Source organism: Spongiactinospora rosea (assembly GCF_003315795.1).
In the GTDB taxonomy this organism is placed as follows: domain Bacteria; phylum Actinomycetota; class Actinomycetes; order Streptosporangiales; family Streptosporangiaceae; genus Spongiactinospora; species Spongiactinospora rosea.
This window is the reverse complement of sequence record NZ_QMEY01000008.1, coordinates 26,302-41,917: the sequence shown is the minus strand read 5'-3', so window position 1 is coordinate 41,917 and position 15,616 is coordinate 26,302. Positions and strand designations below refer to the sequence as shown.

15 protein-coding genes are annotated in these 15,616 nt (G+C 72.0%); 8 read left to right on the top strand and 7 right to left on the bottom strand.

Annotated elements, in window-relative coordinates:
• Nucleotides 1-102: 102 nt before the first annotated feature.
• Together DP939_RS19950 and DP939_RS19945 are read left to right on the top strand one after the other, a co-directional pair.
• The gene (locus DP939_RS19950) at nt 103-708 is read left to right on the top strand and encodes an NYN domain-containing protein (protein ID WP_113982257.1); all 606 of its coding nucleotides are present in this window, start codon (nt 103-105) and stop codon (nt 706-708) included.
• A 158-nt stretch (nt 709-866) separates the two neighbouring features.
• Nucleotides 867-1,547: a hypothetical protein gene (locus DP939_RS19945; protein ID WP_113982256.1), complete on the top strand. Its 681-nt coding sequence runs from the start codon at nt 867-869 to the stop codon at nt 1,545-1,547.
• Here the strand turns inward: DP939_RS19945 and DP939_RS19940 are convergent.
• A complete protein-coding gene (locus tag DP939_RS19940; protein ID WP_158578624.1) occupies nt 1,528-2,091 on the bottom strand; it encodes a TetR/AcrR family transcriptional regulator in 564 nt (187 codons plus the stop codon). The genes DP939_RS19945 and DP939_RS19940 overlap by 20 nt on opposite strands.
• A 128-nt stretch (nt 2,092-2,219) precedes the next feature.
• Here DP939_RS19940 and DP939_RS19935 point away from each other — a divergent pair, with 128 nt between their 5' ends.
• Nucleotides 2,220-3,401, top strand: coding sequence for a serine hydrolase domain-containing protein (locus tag DP939_RS19935; protein ID WP_113982254.1), 1,182 nt, complete (start codon nt 2,220-2,222; stop codon nt 3,399-3,401).
• A gap of 8 nt (nt 3,402-3,409) precedes the next feature.
• On the opposite strand, the gene DP939_RS19930 is transcribed toward DP939_RS19935, so the two are convergent.
• The 4 genes from DP939_RS19930 to DP939_RS19915 all read right to left on the bottom strand — a co-directional run bounded on the left by DP939_RS19930 (nt 3,410) and on the right by DP939_RS19915 (nt 7,757).
• Nucleotides 3,410-4,510, bottom strand: coding sequence for an ROK family transcriptional regulator (locus DP939_RS19930; RefSeq protein ID WP_404828601.1), 1,101 nt, complete (start codon nt 4,508-4,510; stop codon nt 3,410-3,412).
• A 66-nt stretch (nt 4,511-4,576) separates the two neighbouring features.
• Nucleotides 4,577-5,461: a carbohydrate ABC transporter permease gene (locus DP939_RS19925; RefSeq protein WP_113982252.1), complete on the bottom strand. Its 885-nt coding sequence runs from the start codon at nt 5,459-5,461 to the stop codon at nt 4,577-4,579.
• Nucleotides 5,458-6,402, bottom strand: coding sequence for a carbohydrate ABC transporter permease (locus DP939_RS19920; protein ID WP_113982251.1), 945 nt, complete (start codon nt 6,400-6,402; stop codon nt 5,458-5,460). The genes DP939_RS19925 and DP939_RS19920 overlap by 4 nt, the downstream gene beginning before the upstream one ends.
• Nucleotides 6,399-7,757 carry an ABC transporter substrate-binding protein gene (locus DP939_RS19915; protein WP_113982250.1) on the bottom strand — a complete coding sequence of 453 codons (1,359 nt, stop codon included), beginning with the start codon at nt 7,755-7,757 and terminating at the stop codon, nt 6,399-6,401. The genes DP939_RS19920 and DP939_RS19915 overlap by 4 nt, the downstream gene beginning before the upstream one ends.
• A gap of 258 nt (nt 7,758-8,015) precedes the next feature.
• Between DP939_RS19915 and DP939_RS19910 the strand changes: the two genes are divergently transcribed.
• Genes DP939_RS19910 through DP939_RS19900 form a run of 3 tightly spaced genes read left to right on the top strand, consistent with a single transcriptional unit; the run spans nt 8,016 to nt 11,375 of the window.
• Nucleotides 8,016-9,095, top strand: coding sequence for a zinc-dependent alcohol dehydrogenase (locus tag DP939_RS19910; protein WP_113982249.1), 1,080 nt, complete (start codon nt 8,016-8,018; stop codon nt 9,093-9,095).
• Nucleotides 9,092-9,910 (top strand): sugar phosphate isomerase/epimerase family protein, encoded by an 819-nt coding sequence (locus tag DP939_RS19905; RefSeq protein WP_225878380.1) that lies wholly within the window; start codon nt 9,092-9,094, stop codon nt 9,908-9,910. The genes DP939_RS19910 and DP939_RS19905 overlap by 4 nt, the downstream gene beginning before the upstream one ends.
• A gap of 49 nt (nt 9,911-9,959) precedes the next feature.
• Entirely contained in the window at nt 9,960-11,375 is a 1,416-nt protein-coding gene (locus DP939_RS19900; RefSeq protein WP_113982247.1) for an MGH1-like glycoside hydrolase domain-containing protein, read from the top strand.
• On the opposite strand, the gene DP939_RS19895 is transcribed toward DP939_RS19900, so the two are convergent.
• Both DP939_RS19895 and DP939_RS19890 read right to left on the bottom strand, forming a co-directional pair.
• Complete coding sequence (locus DP939_RS19895) at nt 11,265-12,356, bottom strand: zinc-binding dehydrogenase (RefSeq protein ID WP_113982246.1); 1,092 nt, start codon at nt 12,354-12,356, stop codon at nt 11,265-11,267. The genes DP939_RS19900 and DP939_RS19895 overlap by 111 nt on opposite strands.
• Nucleotides 12,349-13,320 (bottom strand): Gfo/Idh/MocA family protein, encoded by a 972-nt coding sequence (locus tag DP939_RS19890; RefSeq protein WP_113982467.1) that lies wholly within the window; start codon nt 13,318-13,320, stop codon nt 12,349-12,351. The genes DP939_RS19895 and DP939_RS19890 overlap by 8 nt, the downstream gene beginning before the upstream one ends.
• A gap of 164 nt (nt 13,321-13,484) precedes the next feature.
• Here DP939_RS19890 and DP939_RS19885 point away from each other — a divergent pair, with 164 nt between their 5' ends.
• Nucleotides 13,485-14,441 (top strand): glucosyl-3-phosphoglycerate synthase, encoded by a 957-nt coding sequence (locus tag DP939_RS19885; protein WP_113982466.1) that lies wholly within the window; start codon nt 13,485-13,487, stop codon nt 14,439-14,441.
• Complete coding sequence (locus DP939_RS19880; RefSeq protein WP_113982245.1) at nt 14,438-15,586, top strand: glycosyltransferase; 1,149 nt, start codon at nt 14,438-14,440, stop codon at nt 15,584-15,586. Before DP939_RS19885 ends, DP939_RS19880 begins: the two co-directional genes overlap by 4 nt.
• The last annotated feature ends 30 nt before the right edge of the window (nt 15,587-15,616 follow it).

The window sequence follows — 15,616 nt, the reverse complement described above, 5'->3', positions numbered from 1 at the left end:
GACCTGGTGTACGCTGAAAGCGATTACTCCCCGCCTTCCTCCGGGACCGGCGGGGACTTTTTTTGCCCTCCACACACTGTAGTCATGTGATATCTAAGAGTGATGACCCCCGCTCGTGTCGTGGTGTTCATCGACTACCAGAACCTCCACGCCTCCGCCCTCGACTGCTTCTGGCCGAGGAACACCCACCCCTCGCAGGGCCACATCGACCCGATCCGCCTCGGCCGCCTGATCGTGGCCAAGCGCTCGGCCAACGCCCACCCCAGCAGGCTCGTCCAGGTCCGGGTCTACCGGGGTCGCCCCAGCCCGCACCGCCAACCGGCAGCGGCGGCGGCCGGTGACCGGCAGGCCGACGCCTGGAGCCGGTCGCCGCTGGCGGTGGTCAAGCGGCGACCGCTGCGCTACCCGCGGGGCTGGCCCGCCGTGCCCCCGCAGGAGAAGGGCATCGACGTGGCCCTCGCGGTGGACATCGTCCGGATGGGCATCGAGGGCGCGTTCGACGTCTGCGCGCTGGTCAGCGGTGACGCGGACCTCCTCCCGGCGATCGAGACGATCATGGAGTTGCGCTGCGGGCACGTCGAGGTCGCGGCGTGGCGGGGCGGGGGGCGGCTGATGCTGCCCGGCACCTCGCTGCCCTGGTGTCACTGGATGGACGAGGCCGACTATCGGTCCGTCGAAGACCTGACCGACTACAGCAAGCGGCCATGACCCCTGTGAGGGCGCCCGGGTGATGGGGACCTGATGTAAAAGCGATGGTCCGGGTGGCATGCACCGGCATAGTGTGGTCTGCGCGCAGCCGGGGGCCGGAGGGCTGCGGCCGGGGGGCACGTCAGGGCGGCCGTAGTCCGGTGTAGGCGGGTCGTGGCGTGGACAAGCTGCTGCTGAGCTGGTTACAGCTCCTGGGGTTCGTGCTGGAGCTGGCCGGGCTCATTTGCTCGACCGACTGGCTGCGGCGGCGGGCCGGGTCGCTGGCGGGGCTGGTGGGGAAGATCGTCTATGTGCCCGCGTTCGCGTTCATCGGCGGGTTCGGCAACGCCTGGATCTACCGCACCTTCGGGGCCGGGCGGCTCGGATACCTGGTGCCGGACTATCTGCCGTGGGTGGGCGGCGCGATGCTGGGCGTCATCATCGCGGGGATGATCCTGGTCGCGCCGGGCGACGGCACCGCGGGCGCTCTGCTGGCCTACCTGGCGGCGCGGATCGTGATCGCCGTTCCCGGCGCCACGCTGATGCTGTGGATCCTGCAGAGCCTGTTCGACTGCTCGTCCTGGCCCGCCTGGATCAGGATCGGCACCTACGACTGCTCCCCGCTCGACTGGCTGCGCTTCCGGGTGCTCTACCTCGGCGGGCTGATGGCGATCTGCGGCCTGGCCTGGCTGCTCGCCGCCCTGCTCGGCGGCGCGCCCGCCGGGGCGAGCCAAGGCGGGGAGGCCACGGCCGACGGAGTGTCGCGGTCCGCGGTGGTGGCGGTCGGGCTCATCGCGGTGGGGATGCTGCTGTCGTCCGCGCTGGGCCCCATGCTCGACATCATCGGGGCGGGTCCGTAGCGAGGACGGCGGCGGCGCCGCGGAGCAGTTCGGCGCGCAGCGCGGCCGCCGGGATGTCGGGGAACTGCGTGATCGGGTCGGCGACGGCGGCGAGCGCCTGGGCGGCGCGGACACGCGCCCGCCAGTCGGGGTCGGGGCCCGCGAGCAGGGCGACGGCCTGCTCGATGACGCGCACCACGCTGGACATGATCTCGGTGGTCTCGTCGCCGTAGACCGAGGCGTCGCGCAGCAGCAGGGCCATGGTGTCGCGGTGGGCGAGCATGACGTCCGCGCAGCCGGTGAGCACGCCCTGCCGAACCTGGTCGGCGGGCAGGGCCGCGGCGGCCTCCACGGTGGCGGCCAGCTGCTCGATCGGCGCGGCGACCAGCGCGGCCAGGATCTCGCTCTTGCCCCGGAAGTGGTGGTAGAGCGAGGGCTTGCTGATGCCCACCCGCTCGGCGATGTCGCGCATCGAGGCCGCGCGGTACGTCTGCGCGGCGAACAGCTCCCGCGCCGTCTCGATGATCCGTGAGCGGGTGTCGCCTGGCTCGGTCTTGGGCGGCAACGGCGGTCCTTCGGTCCGGTGGTGACGAACTGCCTCCAGCCTAACATTGCCTACCTTCCGGTAGGTAGGCTACCGTCAACTGCCTACCGACCGATAGGTCGGGCCGATTGCCGACGGAAGGATCGACGATGACAGAGATCCACGGCTCCACGGCCGCCGGGTTCGAGGCGGTGCGGGAGGCGTTCGAGCGCAACTTCGCCGAGGGGGGAGAGGTCGGCGCGGGCGTCGCCCTCTATCGGCACGGCGAGCCGGTGGTGGACCTGTGGGGCGGGTACGCCGACCCCGAGACCCGCCGCCCCTGGCGTGGAGACACGATCGCCGCCATCGCCTCCACCTGCAAGACCTTCGCCACCGGGGCACTGCTGACCCTGGTCGATCGCGGCCGCGTGGACCTCGCGGCCCCGGTCGCCCGCTACTGGCCGGAGTTCGCCCAGCACGGCAAGGGCGAGATCACGGTACGCACGCTGCTCTCCCACCGGGCCGGGCTGCCCAGCCTGCACGACTGCCCGGTCAGCCTGGAGACCCTGCGCGCCTGGACCCCGATCACCGACGCCCTCGCCGCCGCGACCCCCGAGTGGCCTCCCGGCACCGCGCACGGCTACCACGGGGTCAGCATCGGCCACCTGGCGGGCGAGATCGTCCGCAGGATCTCCGGCGGGACGCTGAGCGAGTACCTGGCCGCCGAGATCACCGGGCCGCTCGGCCTGGACTGCTACATCCGGGTCCCGGACGCGGCCATGCCGCGGCTGGCCACGATGGTGCTGCCGGACGCCGAGTCGGTGAGTCTGGGAATGCGGATACCGGAGATGGCCGACTTCGTCGCGGCCCTGAACGACCCGGAGACCCTGACCTACCGGGCCCTGTACGGGAGCGTCGCGATGGGCTGGGAGTCGGGCAACGACCCGCGGACCTTCCAGGTGGAAAGCCCGTCGATGGACGGCGTCGCCTCGGCGCGCTCGCTGGCCCGCTACTTCGCCGCGATGATCGGCGAGGTGGACGGCGTCCGGCTGTTCGGCCCCGATCTGGTCGAGCAGATCAGACGGCCGCAGGCCGACGGGCCGGACCTGATCCTGCGGACGCGCACGGCGTGGGGCGTGGGCTTCGCCGTGCCGGGCGGGCCGTTCTGGCCCGCGCCCGAGGGGATCACCGGGCTGTTCGGGCAGAGCGGGGCCACCGGGTCGTTCGCGTTCGCCGACCCCGACCGGGGGCTGGCCTTCGGCTATGTGCCCAACCGGGGCTCCGAACTCCTCGAGGGCGGCGACTTCCGGGTCAGGTCCCTGGTCGAGGCGGTTTACGCCGTGATGGCCTGACCGGAGGGTCAGGTGGCCGATGAGGCCAGGCGGGCGTCCACCGCCTCGGCCGACAGGACGTGCTCGATCACCCGGACCGCGTTCCCCACGATCCCGGCGCGCCGCCCCAGCGTGCTGTTGGCGATCTCCAGGTTGCGCGTGGTGTAGGGGAGGGAGCGCCGGTAGACCATCTCCCTGATGCCGGTCAGGTAGTGCTCCTCGGTCTCGGCCATGTCGCCCGCCAGCACCAGCACCGTGGGGTTGAGCAGGCTGACCGCCGTGGCCAGCACGATGCCCAGCGTACGGCCGGCCTCCTGGGTGACGTCGATCGCGCCCGGGTCGCCCGCCTGGACCAGGCGCACCACGTCGCGGCTGGAGGGGGCGTCGCGTCCCATCCGGGTCAGCTCGCGCGCCACCGCGCGCCCGCTGGCCAGGGAGGCGACGCAGCCGCGCGACCCGCACGAGCACACCCGGTCGTCGTCCTCGCTGATCCGTACGTGGCCGATGCTGCCGGCCGCGTCCTCCGCGCCTCGGTAGATGCGGCCGTCGAGCACGATTCCCGCGCCGATCCCGGTCGAGACCTTGACCAGCAGCAGCGACCGGGACGCGCGCCAGGATGCCCACCATTCGCCCATCGCCATGGCGGTCGCGTCGTTCTCCACCAGGATCGGCACGTCGAACGAGCCGCCCAGGACGTCCGAGATGGGGTAGTCGTCCCAGCCGGGCATGAGGAAGGACCGCACGACCCGGCCCGACTCGTGGTCCACCGAGCCGGGTACCGCGATCCCGACGCCGCACACCGCCGACATCGGGTTGCCGGTCTTGTCCAGCAGCCGGAAGAACGCCTCACGGACCCAGTCCAGGACGTGCTGCGGGCCGCGGTCGATATGGATCTCGGCGAACTCCTCGGCCACCGCCGTGGCCGACATGTCGGTCAGCGCGACGCCCGCGTGCCCGGCTCCCAGGTCGGCGACGAGCACCAGCCGCGCGGCCGGGTCGACTTCGAGGACCGACGGCGGACGCCCGCCGCCGGAGACGCCCACCCCGCACTCGCGGATGTAACCGGCCTCGATGAGCCGGTCCACCCGGTCGCTGATCGTCGAGCGGGACAGCCCGGTGTACGCGATCAGCTCCTTGCGGGTACCGCAGTGCCCTTCCCGGATGAGCCGCAGGATCTGGCCAGGTGACAGACTCTCTCACCCCTTCTCCGCGCCGGCCGTCAGCCCCTCGGTGAGCAGGCGTTCGCCGGCGAAGAACAGAATCACGATCGGGAGCGTCAGCACGACCGATCCCGCCATCAGTACCGTAGTGGGAACCTCGATACTTCCGGCAAGTTGTGACAGACCTAGCGAAACCGTCCATGTCTCCCTGCGTTCCAGCAGGAACAGCAGGGCGAACAGGAACTCGTTCCAGGCGATCATGAAGACGTAGAGCCCGGTCGCCATCAGCGCCGGCTTGGACAGCGGCAGCGTGACCCGCCACACCGTGGCCAGCCGCCCGCAGCCGTCGATCGCCGCCGCCTCCTCCACGCTGGCGGGCACCGTCTCGAAGTAGTTGCGCAGCATGTACACCGTCACCGGGATCGTCTGCGAGATGTAGACCAGCACCAGCCCCACCAGCGAGCCGCGCAGCCCCATCATGGTGAACAGCACGAACAGCGGAATCGCCAGCACGATCGCCGGGAACAGGTAGACCGCCAGGAACAGAAAGTGCACCTGGCGGCGGCCGAAGAAGCGCAGCCGGGCCACCGCGTACGCGCCGGGCACCGCGATGGCCAGGGTCAGCGCCACGGCGGCGACCGCGATGAGCGCGCTGTTCCTGATGAACGTCAAGAAGCCCTGCCCGCCCGACTCCTCCGAGGCCAGCACCTCACGGTAGGTGTCAAGGGTGACCTGGGACGGCAGCGGCGCGCCCGGACGGAGGATCAGGTCCTGGATGTCGCGGACGGACAGCATGACCATGTAGTAGAAGGGGAACGCGGTGACCACCACCAGCGCCGCGATCACCACCCACCGCAGCACCCCGAAGACCGCCCGCTCCACCCGGTCGCGGGTCCACGGACGGGCGGGCGCGCCGCTCATCGCTCCTCCTTCGCGAAGAACCGCAGGTAGATCGCCAGGAAGACGACCAGTACGACGGCCAGCACCAGCGCCTGCGCCGCCGCCGCGCCGATGTCGTCGCGCGCGGTCAGCAGGTTGTACACGCGCACGCTGACCACCTCGGTCCCGGCCGCGCCGCCGGTCAGCAGGTAGACGTCGTCGAACTTGTTGAAGGTGAACACGAACCGCAGCACCGCCAGCAGCGCGATGACCCGCCCGAGCTGGGGCAGCGTGATGTGCGCGAACCGCTGGAGGGGCGTGGCCCCGTCCACCAGCGCGGCCTCGTCCAGGTCGCGGGGCAGCGCCTGGAGCCTGGCCAGGATGAACAGGAACGCGAAGGGGAAGTACCGCCACGCCTCGAAGGCGATCACGGTGAGCAGCGCGAGCGGCACGTCCACGCCGAGGAAGGTGCCTTCGGCCTGGGTGAGGAAGGCGATCGGGTCGTCCCAGCCGAGCAGCCGGGTGCCGAGCACGTTGGCGATGCCGTACCGGGGGTCGAGCATGACCTCCCACACGAACGTGGCGGCGACCACCGGGGCGACGTACGGCAGCAGGATGGACGCCCGCACCAGCGTGCGGCCCCGGAACCCGCCGCGCAGCGCGAGCGCGGCCACCAGCCCGCCGCCGATGGAAAGGGCCGTGCCCGCCACGGTGTAGACGAGGGTGGTCACCAGCGAGCCCCAAAAGCCCGGCTCGGACAGCACGTAGGCGAAGTTGCCGAGCGTGTGGTTGCCGAGCAGGCCGGTGTAGCGGATGTTGATGAGCCGGGCGTCCTGGAAGGCCAGCATGATCGCCCAGGCCATCGGCACGACCACCACGACCAGCGTGATGACCAGCGTCGGGGAGATCAGGACCAGCCCGGCGCGCGACTCCTGCCCGCGCAGGGTGCGCGGGCGGCGGGGGAAGGTGCGGGGGCGGGTCATTGCCGCAGGCCGCGCTTGATCGCCTCGACGTCCCGGGTGGCCTGCGCGGCGGCCTGCGCCGGGGTGAGCGACCCGGTGACGACGCCGTTGAGCGCCTTGGGCACCGGCAGTTCGCCCATGGCCGCGCCGACCAGCCTGCCCTGACCCTGCGGGATGCCCCAGCGGGAGAAGGTCTCGGGGCTAGTGCGCAGCGCGTCCAGCACGGACTTCGGGTAGATCGCGGCGAGCGGCCTCTTGTCGTCCACTCCGGCGGGCGCGCGGCTCCAGGCGTCCGCGTAGCCCTTGCGCACCGGGACCTTGCCCTCGGGGGCCATGCCGAACCACCGCTCGTAGCCCTCGCTCATCATGTAGGTGACGAAGGCGCGGGCGGCGTCCTTGCGGGCCTCCCTGGTGACCGCCCAGGAGACGATCTCGCCGTACTGCGCCGGCCTGGGGGAGTCCGGGCCGGACAGCGCGGTCACCACGCCGGTGTTCTTCGCCAGGAACTCCGGATCGGCCCGGCACTCGGCGCAGCTCGGCAGCGCGTCGCGGCGCAGCCCGGCCAGCTCGTCCAGGATGAACGACGACCAGATCGTCATCGCGGCCCGGCCGGAGAAGTACGTCGCCCGGGTGGTGTCCACGTCCTGTTTGCCGGGCACGGAGTAGTCCCTGGCCAGCTCGCCGTAGATCTGGAACGCCCGTACGCACGCGGGGGAGTCCAGCGCCACCTCGCCGCGCGCGTCGATCATCTGACAGCCGTTGGCCAGGGCGATGTGCTCGAAGCTCTGCGCGGTGAAGGAGTCGCGGGCCGACACGGCGAGCGTGATCCCGGCCATGTCGCCGCGGTTCAGCGCGCGGGCCGCCGCGAGCAGTCCGGAGAGCGTCCGGGGCGGCTCCAGGCCCGCCTCGGCGAACAGGTCCTTGCGGTAGAGGACGAGCTGCGCCCACGCGTCGCTCGGCACGGCCAGCAGCCGTTCTTCGTCCGTGTTGAGATCCAAAGCCCGCTTGATGAAGGTGTCTTCGCCCAGGCTCTCGACGATCGCGCCGGGGGTCTCGACGTCCAGCAGGTCGTTGGCCTCCATCTCGCGCACCGACGCCAGCGGGAGCGCCCCGATCACGTCCGGCAGCTCACCGGCCGCCGACGCGGCGGTGAGGACCTGGCTGAACTGGTCTTCCGCCACGCCGACGAGATCGACCTTGATCCCGGTCCGCTCGGTGAAGCCGGCCACGATCGCCCGCTGCGCCGCCATCCGGTCGGGAAGGTTCTCCTCGGTCCAGACGGTGATGGCGGAGCCGTCACGCTCTCCGCCGCCGCAGCCGGCCAGGACCGCGGCGAGGATCAGGGAGCAGGCCGCGGCGATCGCCCTTCCCGGCATGTGCTCGCCCCCTCGTATGAGCCGATGTGCGCGTCCACTACCCCTGGCGGCGGCGGTAATCCAGCCGCAATCCAGCCGCGCCGGGCCGCGAGCCGGGGGACGTGCCGTGCCTCATTCCACTTATGCGTGATTCAAAAGCAGGTAGAGTGTTGGTGGAAGCAGTAACCCACACGCTTTTGAGTGATCAGAAAGCATAAGTCTCGGTGTGCAACGTTACAATCCCCCGAAACCGGCTGTGAACCCCCTGTGAAGACTGTTGTGAACCGCGTCGTCAGCATCAAAGGACCGGGCTCCGTCGAGGTGATCGACGAGCGCCCCGCGGAGCTGTCCCCCGGCAGCGTCCGCGTCCGCACCCTCTACTCGGGCATCTCCGCGGGCACCGAGCTGACCGCCTACCGCGGCACCAACCCCTACCTCACCCGGCGCTGGGACGCGGCCAACGGCCTGTTCGTCGACGGGCGCACCCACCTCTACCCGCTGACCGGCTGGGGTTACCAGGAGGTCGGCGAGGTGGTCGAGGCCGCCCCCGACGTGACCGACCCGCCGCTCGGCTCGATCGTGTGGGGCATCTGGGGCCACCGCGGCGAGGCGGTGGTGCCCGCGGCCAAGCTCGCGGGGCACGTCCTGCCGCCCGGGGCCGACCCGCTGACCGGCGTGTTCGCCCGGGTGGGCGCCATCGCGCTCAACGCCGTGCACGCCGCGGGGGTCCACCTGGGCGACGAGCTGGCGGTCTTCGGGCAGGGCGTGATCGGCCTGCTGGCCACCCGCCTGGCGGTGCTCAACGGCGCGCGGGTGGTCGCCGCCGACGCGATCCCGCAGCGGCTCGCGCTGGCCAAGGCGTACGGCGCGGCCGAGGCGTTCGACGTGACCGCCGGGTCGGCCGCCGAGTTCGTCCGCAAGCTGACCGGCGGCGTGGGCGCCGACACCGCGATCGAGCTGAGCGGCAACCACGCCGGGCTGCACGAGGCGATCAGGACGGTCCGCCGCGGCGGCCGGGTGGTGGCCGCGGGCTTCTACCAGGACGGCGCGCTCGACCTGCGGCTCGGCGAGGAGTTCCACCACAACCAGGTGCAGCTCGTGGCCTCCCAGATCTCCAGCGTGGCCTCCTGGCTGGTCCACCGGTGGGACGTCCCGCGCTTGCAGCGCACGTTCATGGACCTCGCCGTCGCCGGCCGGGTCGACACCGCAGCGCTGGTCAGCCATGTGGTCGACGTCGCTGAGGCCGCCGAGGTCTACGCGATGATCGACCGGCGTCCGGCGGAGGTCCTTCAGGTGGTCCTCAGGTTCGGTTCCGCCCCCGAGCCGAGCACGGCGTCCGAGGAGGCCGCACAGCGATGACAGCGACCACGGCGAAAGCCATGCGGATCACCTGCCAGGAGCAGCTCGTTCCGGGCCGCACCCTGCAGGAGAAGTTCGACTTCGCGACCGCCGCCGGATTCGACGGCATCGAGCTGCGCGGCAAGGGCGATCGGCACTTCGAGTCCCGGCTGCCCGAGCTGGCCCGCGCCAAGGCCGACGGCGTGGTGATGCCGACGGTGTGCGTGGAGATGCCCCACTTCATCGGCGACTTCTCGGCCGAGCTGCGCCGCGACGCGATCGACCAGCTGCGGTCGCAGCTCTCGGTGATCGCCGAGCTGGGCGGCCTCGGGGTGATGACGCCCGCCTCCTGGGGGCAGTTCTCGCTGCGCCTGCCGCCGTTCGAGCCGCCGCGCCCGCCCGCCGAAGACCGGGCGGTGCTGCTCGACGCGCTGACCGAGCTGGGCGAGCACGCCGCCGCGCTGGACGTGCTGATCATGCTGGAGCCGCTCAACCGCTACGAGAACCACATGGTCAACACCCTCGCCCAGGCGGTCGAGCTGTGCCGGGCCACCGGGCTCGGTTCGGTCCGGGCGGTCGGCGACACCTACCACATGAACATCGAGGAGGACGACCCCTGCTCGGCGCTCGCCGAGGCCGCGCCCTACCTCGCGCACATGCAGGTCAGCGAGTCCAACCGGCATCAGCCCGGCACCGGCCACCTCGACTGGGCGGCCCACCTGGCCACCCTCGACGCGATCGGCTACCACGGCGACCTCGCCCTGGAGTGCCGGCTGCGCGGCGAGCCGGAGACGGCGCTCCCGCAGACGGCCGCGTTCCTCAGAAAGTTCCTGTGATCCCCGTCCCTGTGATTTCCGTCCTCCCCCGGTGAGCCCCTAGGAAGCCATGATTCCCCCGGCGCACGCACCTGCCCGCCCCACGACCATCGCCGAGCCCTCGGCCGAAGAGGCCGGGATACGCCGCCGCGCGATCCGCGTCCTGCTGGCCAACTGGACCGGCGCCTACACCGTGCCCTCCCGCACGCTCTACCCCCACCAGTGGAGCTGGGACTCGGCGTTCATCGCGATCGGCACCGCCCGCTGGTCGCCGCGCCGGGCCCGTACCGAGCTGCTGACGCTGTTCGGCGGGCAGTGGCGCGACGGCCGGGTGCCGCACATCGTGTTCAACCCGGCGGTGCCCGAAGACGCCTACTTCCCCGGCCCGGCCTTCTGGCGGGCCACCGCGCCCTCGGGGGCGCGGACCTCGGGCATCGTGCAGCCGCCCGTGCACGCCCTGGCCGCCTGGCGGGTGCACCTGGCCGAGCCGGACCGGGCGTTCCTGTACCGGATCTACCCCCGGCTGGAGGCCCAGCACCGGTTCCTGCGCACGTCCCGGCGGATGTCGGGGTCGGAGCTGGCGTCGATCGTCCATCCGTGGGAGTCCGGGATGGACAACAGCCCCGTATGGGACGCCCCGCTGGCGAAGGTCCCCGCGCCGCCCATGCGGGAGCGCCGCCGCGACCTCGCGCACGTCGCGGCGGGCGAGCGGCCCACTGACCGCGACTACGCCCGCTACACCGCCATCGCCGCCGCCTACCGCGACGCCGGCTACACCGGCCGCACCGACTTCGTGGTGGAGGACCCGCTGTTCAACGCCCTGTACGGCGCCGCGGAGGCGGCGCTGGCGCGGATCGCGGCCGTGGTGGACGCCGACCCCGCCCCGCACCTGCGCAGGGCCGAGGAGATCACTCAGGCCATGCTGGAGCGGCTGTGGGACCCATCGGGCGGCATCTTCCGCGCCCGGGACGTCCGCACCGGCGAGATGCTGCCCGAGGACAGCGTGGCCGGGCTGGTCCCGCTGATCCTGCCGGGCCTGCCCGCCGACGTCGCCGACCGGCTGGTGGCCACCGCCGTGGCGCGGTTCGGCCTGAAGGACGGCACACTGCTGCCGAGCTACCCGCCGGGCGGGGCCGCCTTCGAGCCCGCCCGCTACTGGCGCGGCCCGAGCTGGCTGAACACCAGTTGGCTGGTGCTCGAAGGGCTGCGCGCCGCCGACCCGGGGCTCGCGCCCAGGCTGGGCGCGCAGCTGCTGCGGGCCGTGCACGAGGCCGGGTTTCGCGAATACTTCAACCCGTTCACCGGCGAGGGGCACGGCTGCGACGACTTCGGCTGGTCCGCCGCACTGGCCCTCGACGTGCTCGCCGACCCCGCGCTACGCGCCCAGTACCGCCTGGACCGCGTGCCTGCGCCGCTCGGCCAGCTCGACCAGCAGCGCGGGGGCGTCGTCGAAGGCGGCGACCTCGGTGATCAGGTGCTCGCGTAGCGCCGATCCGCGCGCGCGGAGCAGGCCGATGGTCTCGGCCGACAGCCGCTCGCGGTCCCACAGATGGGCCATGCCGCGCGGCACCCGGCCGATCTGCGCGCAGCGGATGCCCAGCCCGTTGTGATGAAACTCCTCGCCGAGCCGTACCTGCTCCGCGCCGTCGGTGTAGAAGGCGAGGTCGATGACGGTCCCCTGGGGGCGCAGCAGGCGCAGCGCCAGGGCCAGCGCGCCCGGACGGCCGCGGCACTGGAAGACCACGTCGGCCCCGCGGTCGCCGGGGCCGTGCCGCCAGCGCTGCTTGACCGTCAGCGGCGCGTCCACCTCCTCGGGGTCGAGCGTCCGCGCGCCGAGCGCTTCGGCGGCCCGCCGCCGGGACGGCGTGCCGTCGACGACGATCACCTCGGCCGCGCCGTGCTCCAGCGCGAACGCGGTGACCAGCAGCCCCACCACGCCCGCCCCGGTGACGGCCACCCGCCGCCCGCGCACCCCGTCGCCGAGCTGCCCGGCGGCCGGGCCGTAGACGTCGTGGGCCGCGTGCAACAGCCCGTTGGCGCAGATCGGGCCCATGTGGGCGACCCAGATGCCGAGCATCGGGTCGATGTCGCCGGGCAGTTCGACGAACCGCTCGGTCATCGGGTCGGCCACGTGCACCGTGCGGTGCCCGTACGTCATGGCGACCACCGCGCCCTCCGACACGGCGGCGGTACGACTCTCGGTGACCCGGCCCACCTGCATGTAGCCGATCCCGGTGATCGGGTACTCGATCGCGGGCTCGCCGTCGGTGAACAGGCCCAGCCCGCCGTCCCAGGAGGTGCGCAGGTAGGGGTTGGTGCCCTTGAGGTAGGTCAGTTCGGTGCCCGCGGAGATCCCGCTGAACAGCGTCTCCACCCGGAACCGGCCGTCGGCCACGTCCGGCACCGCCTCGGTGACGATCTCCGCGCGGCCCGCCGCCGGGATGCTCAGCACCCGCCCCTCACCCATCGCCGTCCTCCAATGCGACCGGCCGGCCGAGTCCGGCCGAGGTGGTGAGCGCGCAGGCCAGCCGGTGGGTGCGCAGCGCCTCGTCGTAGGGGGCGCGTATGTCGTCGCCGGTGCCGCGTACCGCGTCCACGAAGGCCCGGTCCACCCGGGTGCGGGCGTTGCCGGGGTCGCGTTCCACCCGCCTGCCCTCCGAGGTGTGCATCACCAGTTCCTCCTCGCCGAGGTCCAGCGCGAGGCCGTCGGCCTGCACCTCCAGCCCCGCCCGGTGCTTCCAGCCGAGCAGGCAGCTGGTGGCCAGCAGCCCGGCCGCGCCGTTGCGGAAGCGCAGCACGGCGGCCGTGGCCCGGTCGATGTCGCCCTCCTGGCCGTCGGTGGCGGCCGAGGGCACCGCGTGCACCTCGCCGACCTCGCCGACCAGTGTCCGAGCCAAGTCCAGGACATGGATCGCCTGTTCGAGGACCTGGCCGCCGGACATCGCGCGGTGCGGCCACCAGCCCACCGGAGGGATCTTGTCCAGCCAGTGGGCGAGGGCCAGCCGTACCGGACGGCCGTCCAATAGCGCACGGGCCCGGTCCAGGACGTCCAGGTAGCGCCAGTGGTGGCCGACCGCGGTGGGCACGCCCCGCCGGGCCGCCTCGGCGGCGATCTTCTCGGCGGTGGCGGCGTCCAGCGCGAGCGGCTTCTCCACGAACAGCGGCAGGCCGAGGGAGAGCGCGTCCAGTTCGGGAGCGCCATGCGCGAACGGCGGTACGCAGACGTACACCGCGTCCAGCGAACCCTCCGCGAGCAATGCTTCATGCCCGGAATATGCGGGCACCCCATATTCGCCAGCGAGTACTCGTGCTTTATCAAGCACTGTGTCGGCGATTCCGGCGATTTCCGCGTCCGGGAACGACGAGAGCACCGCGGCGTGGCGCGCGGCCACGTTTCCCGCGCCCACGATGCCGATCCGTATGCGATTCACGACGAAGGACTGCCACCAGCACAACCGCTCAAACCGGCGATGTGATGTTCATTCACCTCAGATCAGGGCAGTCAGTGTCGCACCCAACCTAGTCCCACCGATCGGGGAAGGCGATGGACCATGAGGTACCGGTGTACCCGCGGGTAGACCTGCAGGGCGGCGCGATGGACGCGTACGCCAAGGTGCGGCGCTGGGCTCGGCGGCGCACCAGCAGGGCGACCGACTGGCCCCTCGACCGGCTCGTGGAGGCCAAGGGAACGCGCGGGGTGAGCGTCATCCTGCCCGCCAAGGACGAGGCGGCCACGGTCGGCGGGATCGTCTCGGCGATCCGCACCGGCCTGCCCGCGCTGGTCGACGAGATCCTGGTCGTCGACTCACGCTCGGCCGACGCCACCGCCAGGGTCGCGGCGGAGGCGGGTGCCAAGGTCGTCCACCAGGACGCCGTGCTCCCGCACCTTCCCGCACTGCCCGGCAAGGGCGACGCCCTGTGGAAGGGCCTCGCCGCCTCAGGCGGTGACATCGTGGTGTTCGTAGATGCGGACCTGCGCAACTTCGGCCCGCACTTCGTCAGCGGACTGCTCGGTCCGCTGCTCACCACCGAGGAGATCGGGTTCGTCAAGGCGCTGTACGAGCGCCCGCATATCACCGAAAACGGTGTGACCCACCCCGGCGAGGGCGGCCGGGTCACCGAACTGGTGGCCCGGCCCTTGCTGAACCTTTACTGGCCGGAGCTGTCCGGCTTCGTCCAGCCGCTCGGCGGCGAGTACGCCGGACGGCGGGACGTGCTGGAACGGGTCCCCTTCGTCAGCGGCTACGGGGTCGAACTGGGCCTGCTCATCGACCTGCTCGGGATCATCGGGCTGGACGGCATGGCCCAGGTCGACCTCGGCGACCGCGTACACGCCCACCAGTCCACGGCCGCGCTCGGCCGGATGGCCGGGCAGATCCTGCTCACCGCGTGGTCCCGGCTGGACCGGCAGGGACGGATCCTCTCCTCCGAACCGCTGAACCCCTACCTGCTCCAGTACGAGCGGGGACGACCGCGGGTCAGCGACATCAGTGTGGCGGAACGACCACCGCTCGCCTCGGTGGCCAGGCAGAAAGCGGGGCGGCAAGGATGAACCTCACCGTGTTGATGAACAGCGGCCCGTGGCTGGCCGTGCCGCCCGCCGGGTACGGCGGGATCGAGAACGTGGTCGCCACGCTCGTCCCCGAACTCCGCAGCAGGGGCGTCCGCGTGGTGCTCGCCGCGGTCGGCGACAGCACCCTTGAGGTGGACGAACGGGTGGAGATCTACCCGGAGGGGCGGTTCCCCCTGCTGCAACGGCCCTACAACCAGGTCATGGGCGTGCCGCACGCCCATCTGGCCAAGGTGGTGGCCGAACTTCGCCGCCGCCGCGACATCGACCTCGTCCACGACCACGTGGAGGTCGTCGGCCCCGCCGTACTGTCCGCGCTCGGCGACGAGGGGCCGCCCGTGCTGCACACGCTGCACTGGGACCTCGGCAAGCACCCGCACTTCTACGGGGCCTTCCCCGGCGACCGCATCCGCACCAACGGGGTGTCCCGCTCGCAGCTGGAGCGGGCCCCCGCCGCGCTGCGCGACTCCGCGCTCGGCTTCGTCCACCTCGCCACGCCGCTCGCCGGGTGCGCCCCGGTGATGGACAAGGGCGAGTACTTGGTGGTGATGGGCCGGATCTGCCACCTGAAGGGCCAGCACGTGGCCGCCAGGCTCTGTCAGAAGCTCGGCATCCCGCTGGTGCTCGCCGGTCCGGTGGGGCCGGTGGACGACCCCGACGAACTGGCCGCCGTACTGGACGACCCGGACGACCCCCACCACGCCAATCCGGACGTGCGCTACTACGCGGGCAGCGTGGCCCGTTACGTGGACGGCGACATGGTCCGCTGGGTCGGTTCGGTGACCGGCGAGGAGCGCGACCGGCTGTACGGGGCGGCGCGCGCCGCGCTGTTCCCGCTGCAGTGGGACGAACCCGGCGGCACGGCGGTCGTGGAGGCGCTGGCACTCGGCGTGCCGGTGGCCGGGCTGCGCAGGGGCGTACTGCCCGAGATCGTCGAACACGGGCGCACCGGGCTGCTGGCCGACACCGAGGAGGAACTCGCCGAACTTCTCGGCAGAATCGACCAGATCGACCCGGAAGAGTGCAGGTCGGTGGCCCGCGAGCGGTTCACGCCGGGCGCGATGGCCGAGCGGTATCTGGAGCTTTATCAGGAGGTCACCTCAACACGGAGGCGTGACAGGAGTTAGGGTTTCCGGCTGGTGGGAAGTCGGTCGATC